This is a genomic window from Paenibacillus oryzisoli (assembly GCF_050467285.1).
In the GTDB taxonomy this organism is placed as follows: Bacteria; Bacillota; Bacilli; order Paenibacillales; family NBRC-103111; genus Paenibacillus_E; species Paenibacillus_E oryzisoli_A.
The window spans coordinates 1-13,639 of the sequence record NZ_JBCMUN010000010.1 but is presented as its reverse complement, the minus strand read 5'-3'; the positions used below and the strand labels follow the sequence as shown (position 1 = coordinate 13,639).

Sequence of the window (13,639 nt, the reverse complement as noted above, 5' to 3'; positions counted from 1 at the left end):
CTCATGTCTCTATTATATATGAAGCTTCCAAATGTGGGAATGCGGCGCAAATTCCAATAAAAAACGTTGCATGGAATCCGAATGAAAGGAATAATAGAAGGAGGTGTCGAAATTTGACACTAGCTGTAGAGCAAGGGGGAACTCGATGTTAAAAAAATTGCAATACGCGCTGCTTTCCCTCATTTTCGTCGTTGTTTTGATTTCCTCGGAGTTCGTCCTTCATGCGTATAGAACCTCTCTGCTGCACGAATTACGGGTGACGGAAGAGGTGCAGCTTTCGGCCAAGGCCGTTGCGCTGCAATCCGTCATCGATCGGAATTTCAATCTGATCGTTAGTCTGGACGCTTATGTAAGCGCCAATTTCCTGAAAGATGTGACCGACCGGCAGGTAAACGACTACATTCGGGCGTTGTATCAGGGTGGACAGTCGTCTGCGCTCAATCTCATTATCGCCCCGCACGGTATCATGAAATATGTGTACCCGTTGGAAGGCAATGAGAGCATCATGGATTGGAACCTGCTGACGGATCCTCGTCCCGTTGTTCAAACCCAGGTGGAACGGGCGCTAGAGCTGAAAAAAATGACAACAGACGGCCCTTTTAGTTTGCGCCAAGGGGTGAACGGTCTGGTTGCGCGCAAGCCGCTTTATCAGAATCAAGTGTTTTGGGGATTTGTCTCGGTAGCGATGAATGTGGATCAACTGCTAAGCGAGGCAGGTTTCGATGAAGGGAAATCAAGCGAGCTGCAATTGGCGCTGCGCAATCCGGGGCAGCCCGCCTTTTATGGAAGCAATGACTTGTTCGGTCGGGATGCCTTAGTAACGGAGCTCGATCTTCGGGACGCCAAATGGGAAATGGCCGCCGCGCCTTCGGTCGATGCAATCGGCTCCATTAACGATCAGATTCAGATTATTCGCCTTGTGGTGCTGCTGACGATGGTGCTTACGCTCGTTTTCATCCTTTACATACTCCGGCAGCGAGACAGGCTGAGCCATGCGGTTCAGGAACGGACACAGCAGCTACAGACCGCCAACGAAGATTTGACCGCGATGAACGAAGAATTGCTCGCCGGTCAGCAGGAACTGCAGGAATCAGCGATTCGCATGCAGGAGTCGGAGCATATGCTCTCTTATCTGGCTTATCACGATGTATTAACGGGCATTCACAACCGTGCTTATTTCCAAATGGTGCTGAAAGAGCAGATCGTCTACAACGAAATTAACGGCAGCATGCTGGCGGTCATCTTTTTCGATCTCGATAATTTTAAAATGGTCAACGACTCTCACGGCCACCACATGGGCGATCGCATGCTGCAAGAAGTGGCGCATCGCGTGCAGCATGCCAATCTTGCTTTTCATACGTTCGCAAGGTTCGGCGGCGATGAATTTGCGATTCTCATTGAACACTGTGAAGGTGAGCAGGAAATTCGGGCGTTCTGTGAAGCTTTGATCGACGTGCTGAAGCCGCCGTGCCTGCTGGGGAACCGGTCCTTTTTTATCAACGCCTCCATTGGGATCGTGCAGTACCCGCATGGCGGTTTTGCGTGGGAGACGCTGCTGAAGAATGCAGACATTGCGATGTACATGGCCAAAAAAGAGAGCGGCAGCTCCTACAGCTTCTTCGACCAGGAAATGGCGAAGCAGTCGATGGCGAAGCTCGAAATGGGCAACCATCTGCGGCAGGCGGAGGAGCGGGGCGAGCTGGAGCTGGTGTATCAACCGCAAGTGGATTGCCTGCTAGGGAAAATCGTTGGCGCCGAGGCGCTGCTTAGGTGGAATCATACGACGAAAGGATACGTTTCGCCTGCGGAATTTATCCCCCTCGCTGAGGAGCTCGGCTTGATCGTCGCGATCGGCGAATGGGTGCTGCGCGGCGCTTGTCGGCAGATGAAGGCTTGGCACAGCGTCATGCGCGAGCCCTTGACGATAGCCGTCAACATTTCGGTCAAGCAATTGAATGATGATCGCTTTGTCGAGAAGCTGATTCATATTTTGAATGAAACAGGGTTGGAAGCCAAGTATTTGGAAATTGAAATTACCGAGAATGTGGCGATGCAGGAAGCCCAGATCGGCACACTGCTCAAGCTGCGAAGCTTGGGTGTGTCGATCTCCGTGGACGATTTCGGAACGCATTATTCGTCCCTCAGCTATCTGAAGCGGTTCCCGGTGACCAAAATCAAGCTCGATCAATCGTTTGTCCGCGGCGTTCAGACGGATATCAAAGACAGAGCGATGATCAAAGCGATCATCTCCGTTGCCCAAGCGTTCCAGCTTCAGGTCATTGCCGAAGGGGTGGAAACAGAGGAACAGACAGGCTTCCTCGTCTCGAACGGGTGCAGCCACGTGCAGGGCTTTTACTTCTTCCGGCCGATGAAGGCCGAGCAGTTGGAGCTTGCGCTGCAGGAGGGGCTGCAGGACAAGCTGATTTTCCTCCAGTCTTCCGGGCAGGGTGAGTCCGAATAAATTGCAAAAACCGCCGTAAGTTCAGGAATAAGGCATAAGCCGAACTCCAGGACTTGCGGCGGTTTTTTTATTACAGAGGAACAACCTGCTTCTCTTTATTTTGAAAATACACCCAATGCTTGAAGCCGATGTCTTTCAGCGTGCGTCGAACTTCTTCCCAGTCGTCTGCGACACGGCTAGGGATGTGCGCGTCCGAGCCGAACGTCACCTCTACGCCGTAATGAAGCGCGCGCTCCAGCATCGCATGCGACGGATACCAGCCGCCGACATCTTTCGTTTTGCCGGACGTATTGATTTCGATGGCTACGCCAGCTTCTCCAATAATTTGGAGGGTCTCATCGACCTTCGGCGTCGGGATGTCAGAGAAAGCCGGGTAGAAGCCTTTCATCGCATCGATATGGCCAAGAATTTGGAACATGCCGGAACGGGCGGACTCTGCGATCAAGCGATAATACTCTTCCTTGTGGGCGATTTTCTCGGCGTCATTCAGATGCTTCCAACGGTTGCGATTAAAGATCGAGACACCGCCAGACAAGTGGACGGAGCCGATAATATAGTCAAACGGATACTTGGCATACTCCTGGCGGTATACGTCCACATGTTCGGGGAAAAAGTCCGATTCCACACCGAGCAGCACGGTAATTTTCGAGGCGTACTCCTTCTTCAGCTCCAATACCTCTGCGACATAGCGAGGGAATTCGCTTTTCGCCATGGCAATCAGGGGCTGTGCATGATCCTCAGGGCTTCCAAAATACGGGGAATGGTCCGAAATGCCGATCACCTGCAGCCCGGCGGCAATCGCAGCTTCAATGTAATCGCGAATACGGTCTTGCGCGTGTCCGCATCTGTCATGATGCGTATGTAAATCGAATTTCATCGAGAGAGACCTCCTTAAGTATATACATATGGCTTGAGCCCGAGACTGGTTGGGCAGGCGAACCGTTATTCCGAGCCCAGAAATTGCGTTTCGGGCATGCCTTTCAAATCGCTGAGGAACTGCTGCATGGCAGAGTTCAAGTACCGGCCCGATTTATATACTACGCCGACCGGGTGGGTAATATCCAGTTCATTCACTTTCACCATTTTCAAAGAGCCGTGCCGAATTTCATCCATCACCGACAGCTTGGAAATAATCGCGACGCCGAGGTTCAGCTCAACCATCCGCTTCACTTCCTCGCTGGAGGAAAGTTCCATCACAATGTGCGGCGTTACGTCATACGTTTTAAAAATCTGGTCGACAAACCGTCGGCCCGCTGTTTCAGGCGAGAGCATAATGAACGGAATATTGCGCAGCTTCTCGATCGACAGATGAGTGAAACGACTGAGCGGATGTTTGGTCGAAACGATCAGTTCAAAATTATCGTAATACAGCACCGACGTCTCCAGCGCAGGATTTTTCTCGAACAAATACGCGATGCCAATATCGATTTGGCTGCTTTCGACCGAAGTCATAATCTGCGAGGACGTCATGGAATGAATCGTCGTTTTGATGAGCGGAAATTGATCTTGAAAATAGGAGAGCACGCGAGGCAAAATTTGCATCGCAATCGAGGTTGTCGTGCCGATGTGAATATGGCCCTGCGGTGTTTGTTGCAAATCGCTCAAGCGCTGTTTCAGATCCCCGGCAATTCGGAGAATTCTCTCCGCATGCTCCAGAAACAGCTTGCCGCTGTCCGTAAGTGTAACCGGTTGATTGCGATCAATAAGAATCGTACCGAATTCGTCTTCGAGACTTTTGATCTGGGCGGACACGGCAGGTTGGGTCAAATTAAGAATTTCCCCAGCTTTGCGGAAGCTCATCGTCTTGGAAATCGTGAGCAGCGTCTCCAACTGGTTCATATTCATGGGCATACCTCCTGCGTTGTCAAAGTGAGATTACAAATAAAATTTATCGAAATTGTAAAGGACATAAAATCCTTTTGTTAACTTTATTATATGATAGCGAATTGGCGGTGGCAACCTTCATGGATAAATGTGGAGAGGGGAACACATGCTACGGAATGAACGATTGGTGCAAATAAGGCAGTCAAAATTTATCTTGCGATATATTCAAATTTGAATATAATAATTTGTGTATTATACCACAAACATAAGGAGATTTCACGAATGTCTACCGCGCGCAAGTCTAATACGTCAGTAACCGTCATCGCATTGTTGCTCGGACTATTGCTGGCTTCCCTCGATCAAACGATCGTGTCAACGGCCATGCCGACCATCGTTGCGAAGCTCGGAGGCTTTAGCCAGTTCGTTTGGGTGTTTTCCGCCTATTTGATCGCGAACGTGGCCGCCATGCCGATATTCGGCAAATTGTCGGATATGTACGGCAGAAAAATGTTTTACCTGATCGGGATTATTATCTTTATGATCGGATCCGCGCTTTGCGGAACGGCGACGTCCATGACGCAGCTTATCGTGTATCGCGCGATTCAAGGGATCGGCGGCGGCGCGTTAATGCCGATTACATTCGCCATTATTTTCGATATTTTCCCTCCAGAGAAACGGGGGAAGATGCAAGGCTTGTTCGGCGCTGTTTTCGGCTTATCGAGTGTACTCGGCCCGATTATCGGTGCTTACTTCACGGACCATGTCCGTTGGGAATGGATTTTCTTCATCAACCTGCCGCTTGGCGTAGTTTCCCTGCTATTGATTATTTTCACGTATCATGAGTCCGTGGAACACAGCAAGGCACGTATCGATTGGGGTGGCACCATCATGCTCACCGCGGCGATTCTATCCCTGATGTTTGCGCTCGAACTTGGCGGCAAGGAATACGCCTGGGACTCCTGGCAAATTATTGGGCTCTTCCTCGGTTTCGTCCTGCTTCTGCTGATCTTCCTGCTGATTGAGCGGAAAGCAGCTGAGCCGATCGTACCTCTTGACCTGTTCAAAAATCGCTTGTTCACTGCAAGCATGGGTGTCAGCTTTGCCTACGGCGCCGTTTTGATTTCGGCCGGTACGTATATTCCGCTCTTCATTCAAGGCGTGTTCGAGGGCTCAGCAACAAGTTCGGGTTCGATTTTGACGCCAATGATGCTAGGGGTCGTTGCTTCCAGTGTGATCGGGGGACGGTTCCTGGGACGGTTCTCGTTCCGCAACATTATGCTGGTTGTTGTGGTGATTCTCATTGTGGCGACCTCCTTGCTGGGCAGCATCTCGATCGATTCGAAGCGCAGTATGATCACGATCTATATGATTTTGATGGGGCTTGGCATTGGTGCCGGCTTCCCGATAACATCCATGTCCGCCCTGCATAAAATGGACTTCCGTCGTCGCGGCACGGTCACGTCGCTGGTCAGCTTCTTTCGTTCTGTTGGCTCGGCGATCGGCGTTGCGATCTTTGGCAGCATCCAGATTAACTCGCTGAAAAGCAACATCACTGCTGCGCTGAACGACCCGTCGATGGCTGAGAAGTTCCACGATGCGCGTGCGCTGCTGCAGCCGGAAGTTCGGTCTCAGATTCCCCCGGATGTACTCCACAAACTGTTGACAGCTCTTGCGAATTCCATCGCCACCGTGTTCCAGACGACAATCGTACTTGCAGTCCTCGGACTTGTTTTCATATTATTAATGGGGAATGCAAGGATCGAAGCGGGCAAAGCCCCAGTGAAAGGGAGCGCGCCTGCAGGACACTAGGAGGCTGTTTCCATGTCGATGAAGCTCGTCATACTTGGATTACTAATGGAAACCAATCGGCATACCTACGATATTCGTCAAACGATGAAAGAACGCGGCATGCACAACTACATGAAGCTCCAAGACGGCTCGCTCTACTATGCGATGGATCAATTGCATAAAGAGGGGCTTGTCGAGGCGCTGGAAGTGGTACGGGAAACGAATCGCCCGGAAAAAACGATCTACCAGATTACCGAAGAGGGGCGCAGAAAATTTCAAGACCTGCTGATGCACCAGCTGCATGAAGAGATCAAGCACTACCATCCGCTCTACGTAGCGCTGCCGTTCACCGTTCACGGGGATCAATCGAAAATCGCCAACATCCTTGAGCATAAAATCCTGGAGCAAAAGATGCTCATGACCAAAATGCGCAGCCTGTACGACGAGCACGTCGGCATCGTGCCTCGCGTCATTCTGCAAATGATGGTCGGGGGCTACAAGCGTTCCCTGGCCGAACTCCGCTGGCTCGAACAACTCCAGAAGGACGCCAGAGAAGGCCGCCTGCAAGAGCGGGACGATCAAGGACTCGATGTGGATTGGGATCGCATCGAATAATATGTCACACCCTCTGTCCTCTGCGATGTATTCGCGGAGATCAGGGGGTGTTTTTTTGCTGCGAGGGCATCGAAACCATCAAATCTGCAGGAATTTCTCTCGCTCCCCTCCTGATTAGATAAAATGCCTGCGATTTAGCAGGCATTTTGGGCGAAATCCCTCTTTACGAGCGGATTCGCCTCAAAAAACGGCTTTATCGCAGGCATATTGCGAAAAATGCTATTTTTGCGGAGAATGCCTGCCTAATCGCAGGAAATGCAGAGCAGCGCTCTCTCCCTTACCGCAGCTCCCTTTCAAATTGTTCGATAAAGTCGAACAAATCACGGCAAATCCGATCTGGCGTCACGCCCGCAGACGCCAGCTGCGCTTCGACGTTGTCCGGCGTTGCGACGCCAGTCAGCACCAACGCCGTAAGGCACCCCGCCACCGCGCCGCCGCGGATGTCGGTGTGCACGTTATCGCCGATCACCCAGACATCGGCGGCGGGCAGCCCAAGCCGCTCGATGGCGTACGCCATAATGATCGGCGAGGGCTTCCCGATCACCACCGGCTCCACGCCGGAGGCGGCGGTGATCGATGCGGCCAGGGTGCCCGCCCCTGGCATCAAGCCCCCATCCGACGGCAGCAGCCGGTCGGGATTGGTTAACACGTACGCCGCGCCCCCGGCGAGCTGGCGTACGGCCTCGGTCAGCTTCGCGTAGCTGAAGCTGCGGTCAATGCCTTGGACGACGTAGTCGCAGACCGTCGTCCCATCCACGGCGAAACCGGCCTCCTCCAGCGCAAGCTGGAGGCCGGCTTCGCCGATCATATGCACGGAGCGGCCTCGGCTCTGCTCCGTCAAATACTGCGCGGCGGCCTGGGCCGAAGTGTATACCGCCGCCGCGGGAACCGCGATACCGAGCTCTTGCAGGTGCTCGGCCACAGCTTCCGGGGTGCGCGACGAGTTGTTCGTCACCAGCAAATACGGGAGCTGCGCGTCCTGCAGCCACTGGATAAATTGCGCAGCACCGGGGATGCGCTCGTGCCCCCGGTACAGCGTACCGTCCAAATCAATGAGAAAGCCCTTCATTCGAATAACGCTCCTTCACCTGTTAAGCAACGGCCGTCGAGGTCGTCGGGAGGGAAATTTCCACCGTCGTGCCTTCGCCCAGCTTGCTTTGAATGTCCATGAACCCGCCGTGGGCTTCGATGATGCGATAGCATACCATGAGCCCGAGTCCTGTTCCTTTTTCTTTTGTACTATAGAACGGTTCGCCCAGTTTCGGCAAGCGTTCCGAAGAAATTCCACAGCCCTGGTCGATAAAACGCACTGTCAACTGCTTATCCTGCGGGCGATGGCAAGCTTCTATATGAAGGGTGCCGCCATGCGCCATCGCCTCCAATGCATTTTTCATCACATTAATAAACACCTGCTTAATCTGGTGCTCGTCGCAAGAGACGGTGGGGAGTGTCGGATCCAGCTCCATCACGATTTCAATATTGTTCATCAGCGCCTGCGGCTGCAGCAGCTCGACTGTGCTTTCGACGATGCCGCCGACGGTACGTTCGACGAAATGAGTGGCCTGTGGTTTGGAGACGAGCAGAAATTCGTTGACGATGAACTCGATGCGGCGAAGCTCTTTATCCATAATCTCGATATAGTATTTCTCTTTGTCGGACCGGGATCCTAGCAGCTTTAAAAAGCCTTTCAGCGCCGTAAGCGGATTGCGGATCTCGTGCGCGACACCAGCCGCAAGCTGACCGACAGCAGACAGCTTGTCGGATTTAATCAGCAGTTCCTGTGTTTTTTGGAACTCGGTGATATCTTTGAAGGTAATGACGGTGCCGAGGAGCTTGCCGTTACCCGTGAGCATCGGACTGGACATATATTCCACCGGGAAGGAAGTTCCGTCTTTTTTCCAGAAAAGATCCTCCTTGATGACGGACGCTTCGCGGCGAAGCATCGTCGCAACTAGCTTGCTGCCCTCTTCTGCGCTGCTGATCCCATTTTCCTGCAAAGGGCGAATGAGATTGTGGATGCGTCTGCCGAGCATCTCATCGACTTTCCAGCCGGTCATGCTCTCCGCCGCTTTATTCCAAAAGATGGTGCGTCCTGTGATGTCGATTCCGTAAATACCTTCCGATACGGAGTTGAGAATTAGTTGATTTTGCTTATGTAATTTGTCAATTTCTTTTTTCTGCTCGTTGAATTCCCGTAAGTCCTTGAGAATCGCATACACGCCTACAATCTCGCCGTTAACAATAGTTGGCACGAAGGTAACGTTTGTCGGGACGGGAAAGCCTTGGTCATGCAGAAAAGCAGCCTCAAAGTGCTGAGACGTCCCCTGGGACGCAACTTGAAAATGGTGCAGCGTTTTGAGCAGATCAGGCGAATGCACGAGGGAGAGGAGTGAGGTGTACGTTTCCGCCGCCTGCTGCCAGCCGAGCAGTTCTTCCGAGCCGTGGTTGGTCGCTAAGATTTCAGCATCGAGACTGAGCGACAGAATGGCGTCGGGATGGTGGTCATGTAGCGATTTGAAGCGCTCGGTGGCTTCCGTAATGTTCTCCTCCCGGCGTTTCATCCAGCGAAGTCCAATATAAGAAGCTGTGCTTAACAGCGCAAATAAAAAAATGTTCATAGCCAGGCTTGCAAAGCTGTGATGTTGAAAATAGTTCAGCGGCTGCAGACAGAACAAATCCACGCCGATGAGCGCAATAGCGCCTTGATGGCAAGTGAGAACAAGCTGATATAAGGTCAAATTCCGGATTCGATTTTTGATAAATTGAAACATTGACGCTCAGCTCCCCTTATCGGATAATAGTTGTCGACGGGATAACAGGATTAGACAGCAATTTATAGGAAGTTGCATAATTCGCTCATTTTCGCCCGAGTTCGCGTTTTTCTGCCGTTATCCGTTTATTTCCAGTATGAACGTTGGAATCGGGGCTGTATGTGAGTAGATGGAACTATTTTTGTAAAAAATACAGTATACTTGGCCTAGGATTTTAGGTATAATGTTGAAAAAGGTCGTATATCTGTTGTTAACTATTCACAAAGGAGATCGGAGCGGAGCTATGAAGGCTGAGTACATTAATCCTTTTTTGGAGTCGGCTAGGATTGTCATCGAGCAAGTTGCTAACATTCGCCCTACGACCGGTCAACTCGGCGTAAAAGACGTCAAATTTGTGGAGAAGTACATCTGGATTCAAATCGGTATGACCGGGCAGATGGAAGGCGATGTCGTATTCGGTTTGGCGGAAGATGTAGCGCTGAAAATGGTGTCTGCGATGATGGGCGGTTTTATCGTGACCGAAATGGATGAAATGGGCAAAAGCGCAATCTCAGAGCTTGGCAACATGATCAGCGGGAATGCAAGCACGATGTTGTTCAACCAGGGCGTTCGCGTGGATATTACCCCTCCCAAAATTGTACAGTCGGCAACGGCGGCTGGCTTCATTCCGAAGAAAGCACTGACGATTCCACTCATTATGGACGGTATCGGCGAATTGGACATTCAAGTATTGATTACGTAATATAGTAGCAAAGAATGGATTGCCTGAACGTTGAGGTAATCTTTTTTTTATCTATCATGCAGGATAGGAGTCGGTTCGGTGAAAGTTGAGAACACCGTTGTTCTGATTACAGGAGCCTCCAGCGGGATCGGTGCTGTGATGGCGTCCGCCTTTGCGGCCAAAGGCGCGATTCCCATCCTGACCGCACGGCGAACGGATAAGCTGACGGAGATTGCCGCCGGGATTCAGAGCAAGTGCGGCATCTATGAGATGGATGTGACGAATGCGGCACAGGTCCGGGAAGTCGTCGGCCAGATTATCGCCAAATACGGACGCATCGATATTTTGGTCAATAACGCCGGTTACGGGATATTTGAGTCGTTTGTGGACGCGCCTTTGCAGCATTTTGAAGAGATGATGGACGTGAATTACATGGGGGTTGTGCGCTGTACGCAAGCGGTGCTGCCTCATATGCAGAAGGCGGGCGCAGGCCATATTGTGAACGTGGCGTCGATGGCGGGCAAAATGGGTACGGCCAAGTCCACGGGCTATTCGGCGACGAAGCATGCGGTGCTCGGCTTTACGAACAGTCTCCGGCAGGAGCTTGTAGGCAGCGGGGTTGGCTTGACGGCGATTAATCCGGGACCGATCGCGACGCCGTTCTTCGATAAGGCGGACCCGAGCGGGGAGTATGTGAAGAATATTTCCTGGTTCATGCTGAAGCCTGACAAGGTTGTTCAGACGCTCATCTATGCGGTGGAACATAACATTCCCGAAAAAGATTTGCCTTTTGTCGCTGGCCTCGGCACGAAATTGTTTCAGTTGTTTCCTCGCACGTTCAACCGATTTGCGGCGAAAATGTTAAACAAAAAATAGCTTTTCCATGAGAAAAGCGGTCCCTTCCTTTCGGAGAGAGCCGCTTTTTTTGCATGCGTGCCTACGATTATTCTTGCCCCTTTTTGGCGGCCTGGAGCGCTTGGTTCAGCGTCTTGACCTCTTCGAAAATGCTGCGCATGCCAGCTTTGCCTTCCGGGTGAGTCTGATTCCAGTGAGAAGCGAGCGCCGGCAGCGCTTTGTGCACGTGATTATAGAACGCCCAAGCTTTGATTTTCTCCAGCATTTCCGGGGAGGTGTCGCCGGTGATCAGCTCCGCTGCTTTGTAAACCAAATTCTGAAAATCTTCTTCAAACTGTGGAGTCATGTCGTTCATCCCTTCGAGTGGGAAATGGTTGTCAATTCTTTTAGTGTAATCGATGACGGTGAAGGTGTCAAAATAAGGCTAGACCAAACAAGCGCGGCGAAGAAGGAAATAAAGTTTCATTTTGAGGGAAAATTTCCCTGATTTTTATTTACTTGGATTGTTAACTCTCCGGCTTTCGCCTAAAATAAGGGGGGACAGCGAAGAAAGTTTGACCCGGTGGCAAGGGGGCGTTCAAGATCGGGACTTTGAAAGAGATTTTTTGCAGCGACTTTTACTCGCTTGAAAAAAGCATTCAAGAACGTATATATAAAGAGTTCTATGTCCTTGTATATCCGATGATTAACTTTATATTGCGTGATCACGGCGCTGTGGAAGATATTATCCAGGAGTCGTTTCTTCGTGCGGTTCAGAAAGCGCCGATGCTGGACGAAATCGAGAAGTACGAGAGCTGGCTGAAGCGGTTGGCGCGCAACGTTACGCTCAACCATTTGCGCAAGCACCAGCGCAACCGCAATGAACTGGAGACGGAAAGCTCGCTGCATTTGTTCGAAGCTGCGCCAGCCGGCGATTATTTGTCGTCCCTGGCTCATGCGGTGGAGATGAAGGCGATGCGCGAAGCGATCGTGACCTATATTAATGAGTTGAATCCGGCCTATCGGCAAATTATTGCGATGAAGTGGATTTTGAACTTATCGTACAAGGAAATGGCCAGCGAGCTTGGTGTGACGGAAGGCGTCGTTCGTCAGCGTCTGTTCCGGGCCCGTGATGCGATTAAGCAGAAGCTGCTGAAAGAGTGGGGCGCAGAGGCTGATTGTCAGTAGAGCGGGGCGCTCATTTGTTTGCGTGCCGACTCTGGCATATAATAAGGGCATCGTGGTTATATGAAAAGGGGTAGTGGCTTGTGAGTACAAGTTTTGAAGAGCTGCGTTTATCGCAGACCTATGTAGATAAATTATCGGCTGGCGGCATTAAGGAGGCAACACCGATTCAAGCCGAGGCGATTCCCGTCCTGCTGGAAGGCAAGGACGCGATGATTCAGTCCCAGACTGGAACAGGGAAGACGCTGGCGTATTTGCTTCCAGCGCTGGAGAAGATCGATGCTTCCGTTAAGCAGCTGCAGGCGCTCGTCATTGTACCTACGCGAGAGCTGGGGATGCAGATTATGCAGGAGATCGAGAAGCTGACGGAAGGCAGCGAAATTCGCTCGCAATCGCTGATCGGCGGCGCTTCAGCGGCTCGGCAGATTGAGAAGCTGCGGCTCCATCCGCATATTGTGGTCGGTACGCCGGGCAGGCTGCTTGAACTGATGAAAGTGCGCAAGCTGAGCCTCCATCATGTGAAGATCGGCATTGTCGATGAGGTCGATCAAGTGTTTGAGCTAGGGTCTATGCAGGATGTCGATGCGGTGCTGAAAGGCATGCTGCGCACGAGCCAAATGGTGTTCGTATCGGCGACGATTCCGCCCAGCACGGAGCAGGCGGCGGGCCGCTGGCTGAAGACGCCGATGTTTATCAAGATCAACCCGGCGCAGCGCACGGCAGAAACGTTGGAGCATTTCTACGTGGTGTGTCAAGAACGGGATAAAGTGGATACACTTCGCCGACTGGTCCGCTTGATCAAACCGGTGTCGGCGATCGTGTTCATCAATATGACGGACGATATTTCCGAGGTTATTGCGAAGCTGAAGTACGTGGGTCTTTCCGTGGAAGCTCTGTATGGGGAAGCGGGGAAGCAGGATCGTGCGAAAATCATGGGGAATTTCCGCGAAGGGAAATTCCAGCTGCTGCTCGCGACGGATGTTGCGGCGCGCGGTCTGGACATTGAAGGCGTCACGCACGTCTTCCATCTTGACCCAGCGACGAATGCGGAGTATTACTTGCACCGCGTCGGTCGGACAGGCCGTATGGGCCGCCAGGGGACGACCCTCAGCATCGTGACCCCGAAGGAGCTGTTCATTCTCGATAAATTCGAGAAGCAGCTCGGGATCACGATCTCGCCGAAGGCGATGTACGAGGGCCGGCTCGTCGACCCGGCCGAGAACCGCAGCGCGGCCGCCATGCGCAGCCGCCGCGAAGCGGAGCGCCCTGGCGGCGCGGAGAAGGCGCGCGAGGATCGCGCGCGCGTAAGCGCTGCGCCTGCGGGCGCAGCACGGGCTGCCGCCCCGGCGGAGCCGCGGGGCGGGGAAAGTGCAGCGGCCGGGGCGGTGTGCCCGGCCGCGAAACCGCCTTCTGCCGGCGGCAAAGCCATCAGCAAAGCGC

12 protein-coding genes are annotated in these 13,639 nt (G+C 52.4%); 7 read left to right on the top strand and 5 right to left on the bottom strand.

Translation table 11 applies throughout. The annotated features are described in order from the left end of the window. The first annotated feature begins 145 nt into the window (after nucleotides 1-145). On the top strand, nucleotides 146-2,461 hold the full coding sequence (locus ABE504_RS18455; RefSeq protein ID WP_430091400.1) for a putative bifunctional diguanylate cyclase/phosphodiesterase: 2,316 nt from the start codon (nucleotides 146-148) through the stop codon (nucleotides 2,459-2,461). A 70-nt stretch (nucleotides 2,462-2,531) separates the two neighbouring features. On the opposite strand, the gene ABE504_RS18450 is transcribed toward ABE504_RS18455, so the two are convergent. After that, nucleotides 2,532-3,338: a histidinol-phosphatase gene (locus tag ABE504_RS18450; RefSeq protein ID WP_430091398.1), complete on the bottom strand. Its 807-nt coding sequence runs from the start codon at nucleotides 3,336-3,338 to the stop codon at nucleotides 2,532-2,534. 65 nt (nucleotides 3,339-3,403) lie between these two features. Then, nucleotides 3,404-4,306 carry a LysR family transcriptional regulator gene (locus tag ABE504_RS18445; RefSeq protein WP_126141392.1) on the bottom strand — a complete coding sequence of 301 codons (903 nt, stop codon included), beginning with the start codon at nucleotides 4,304-4,306 and terminating at the stop codon, nucleotides 3,404-3,406. 261 nt (nucleotides 4,307-4,567) lie between these two features. Here ABE504_RS18445 and ABE504_RS18440 point away from each other — a divergent pair, with 261 nt between their 5' ends. After that, a complete protein-coding gene (locus ABE504_RS18440) occupies nucleotides 4,568-6,094 on the top strand; it encodes an MDR family MFS transporter (RefSeq protein ID WP_430091396.1) in 1,527 nt (508 codons plus the stop codon). 12 nt (nucleotides 6,095-6,106) lie between these two features. Further along, nucleotides 6,107-6,688: a PadR family transcriptional regulator gene (locus tag ABE504_RS18435; protein ID WP_430091395.1), complete on the top strand. Its 582-nt coding sequence runs from the start codon at nucleotides 6,107-6,109 to the stop codon at nucleotides 6,686-6,688. A 277-nt stretch (nucleotides 6,689-6,965) separates the two neighbouring features. Here the strand turns inward: ABE504_RS18435 and ABE504_RS18430 are convergent, their stop codons facing one another. Together ABE504_RS18430 and ABE504_RS18425 are read right to left on the bottom strand one after the other, a co-directional pair. Next, nucleotides 6,966-7,757 (bottom strand): TIGR01457 family HAD-type hydrolase, encoded by a 792-nt coding sequence (locus ABE504_RS18430; RefSeq protein WP_430091393.1) that lies wholly within the window; start codon nucleotides 7,755-7,757, stop codon nucleotides 6,966-6,968. Between the two features lie 22 nt (nucleotides 7,758-7,779). Further along, nucleotides 7,780-9,459, bottom strand: coding sequence for a PAS domain-containing sensor histidine kinase (locus tag ABE504_RS18425; RefSeq protein ID WP_430091391.1), 1,680 nt, complete (start codon nucleotides 9,457-9,459; stop codon nucleotides 7,780-7,782). A gap of 283 nt (nucleotides 9,460-9,742) precedes the next feature. Here ABE504_RS18425 and ABE504_RS18420 point away from each other — a divergent pair, with 283 nt between their 5' ends. Together ABE504_RS18420 and ABE504_RS18415 are read left to right on the top strand one after the other, a co-directional pair. Beyond that, nucleotides 9,743-10,201 carry a chemotaxis protein CheX gene (locus ABE504_RS18420; protein WP_126144853.1) on the top strand — a complete coding sequence of 153 codons (459 nt, stop codon included), beginning with the start codon at nucleotides 9,743-9,745 and terminating at the stop codon, nucleotides 10,199-10,201. A 78-nt stretch (nucleotides 10,202-10,279) separates the two neighbouring features. Beyond that, the gene (locus ABE504_RS18415) at nucleotides 10,280-11,056 is read left to right on the top strand and encodes an SDR family NAD(P)-dependent oxidoreductase (RefSeq protein ID WP_430091389.1); all 777 of its coding nucleotides are present in this window, start codon (nucleotides 10,280-10,282) and stop codon (nucleotides 11,054-11,056) included. A 67-nt stretch (nucleotides 11,057-11,123) separates the two neighbouring features. Here ABE504_RS18415 and ABE504_RS18410 read toward each other — a convergent pair whose 3' ends face one another. Further along, the gene (locus ABE504_RS18410; protein WP_430091387.1) at nucleotides 11,124-11,381 is read right to left on the bottom strand and encodes a DUF2573 family protein; all 258 of its coding nucleotides are present in this window, start codon (nucleotides 11,379-11,381) and stop codon (nucleotides 11,124-11,126) included. Between the two features lie 245 nt (nucleotides 11,382-11,626). On the opposite strand from ABE504_RS18410, the gene ABE504_RS18405 reads away from it, so the two are divergent. Together ABE504_RS18405 and ABE504_RS18400 are read left to right on the top strand one after the other, a co-directional pair. Continuing rightward, the gene (locus ABE504_RS18405; RefSeq protein ID WP_430091386.1) at nucleotides 11,627-12,202 is read left to right on the top strand and encodes an RNA polymerase sigma factor; all 576 of its coding nucleotides are present in this window, start codon (nucleotides 11,627-11,629) and stop codon (nucleotides 12,200-12,202) included. Nucleotides 12,203-12,282: 80 nt separating this feature from the next. Next, nucleotides 12,283-13,639: DEAD/DEAH box helicase (locus ABE504_RS18400; protein WP_430091384.1), on the top strand; the 1,357-nt coding region annotated here is incomplete at its 3' end.

Excerpts from the sequence above, each read along its gene's own strand:
- ABE504_RS18455 (WP_430091400.1), top strand. The coding sequence starts at position 146 with ATGTTAAAAAAATTGCAATACGCGCTGCTTTCCCTCATTTTCGTCGTT.
- ABE504_RS18450 (WP_430091398.1), bottom strand. The coding sequence starts at position 3,338 with ATGAAATTCGATTTACATACGCATCATGACAGATGCGGACACGCGCAA.
- ABE504_RS18445 (WP_126141392.1), bottom strand. The coding sequence starts at position 4,306 with ATGAATATGAACCAGTTGGAGACGCTGCTCACGATTTCCAAGACGATG.
- ABE504_RS18440 (WP_430091396.1), top strand. The coding sequence starts at position 4,568 with ATGTCTACCGCGCGCAAGTCTAATACGTCAGTAACCGTCATCGCATTG.
- ABE504_RS18435 (WP_430091395.1), top strand. The coding sequence starts at position 6,107 with ATGTCGATGAAGCTCGTCATACTTGGATTACTAATGGAAACCAATCGG.
- ABE504_RS18430 (WP_430091393.1), bottom strand. The coding sequence starts at position 7,757 with ATGAAGGGCTTTCTCATTGATTTGGACGGTACGCTGTACCGGGGGCAC.
- ABE504_RS18425 (WP_430091391.1), bottom strand. The coding sequence starts at position 9,459 with ATGTTTCAATTTATCAAAAATCGAATCCGGAATTTGACCTTATATCAG.
- ABE504_RS18420 (WP_126144853.1), top strand. The coding sequence starts at position 9,743 with ATGAAGGCTGAGTACATTAATCCTTTTTTGGAGTCGGCTAGGATTGTC.
- ABE504_RS18410 (WP_430091387.1), bottom strand. The coding sequence starts at position 11,381 with ATGACTCCACAGTTTGAAGAAGATTTTCAGAATTTGGTTTACAAAGCA.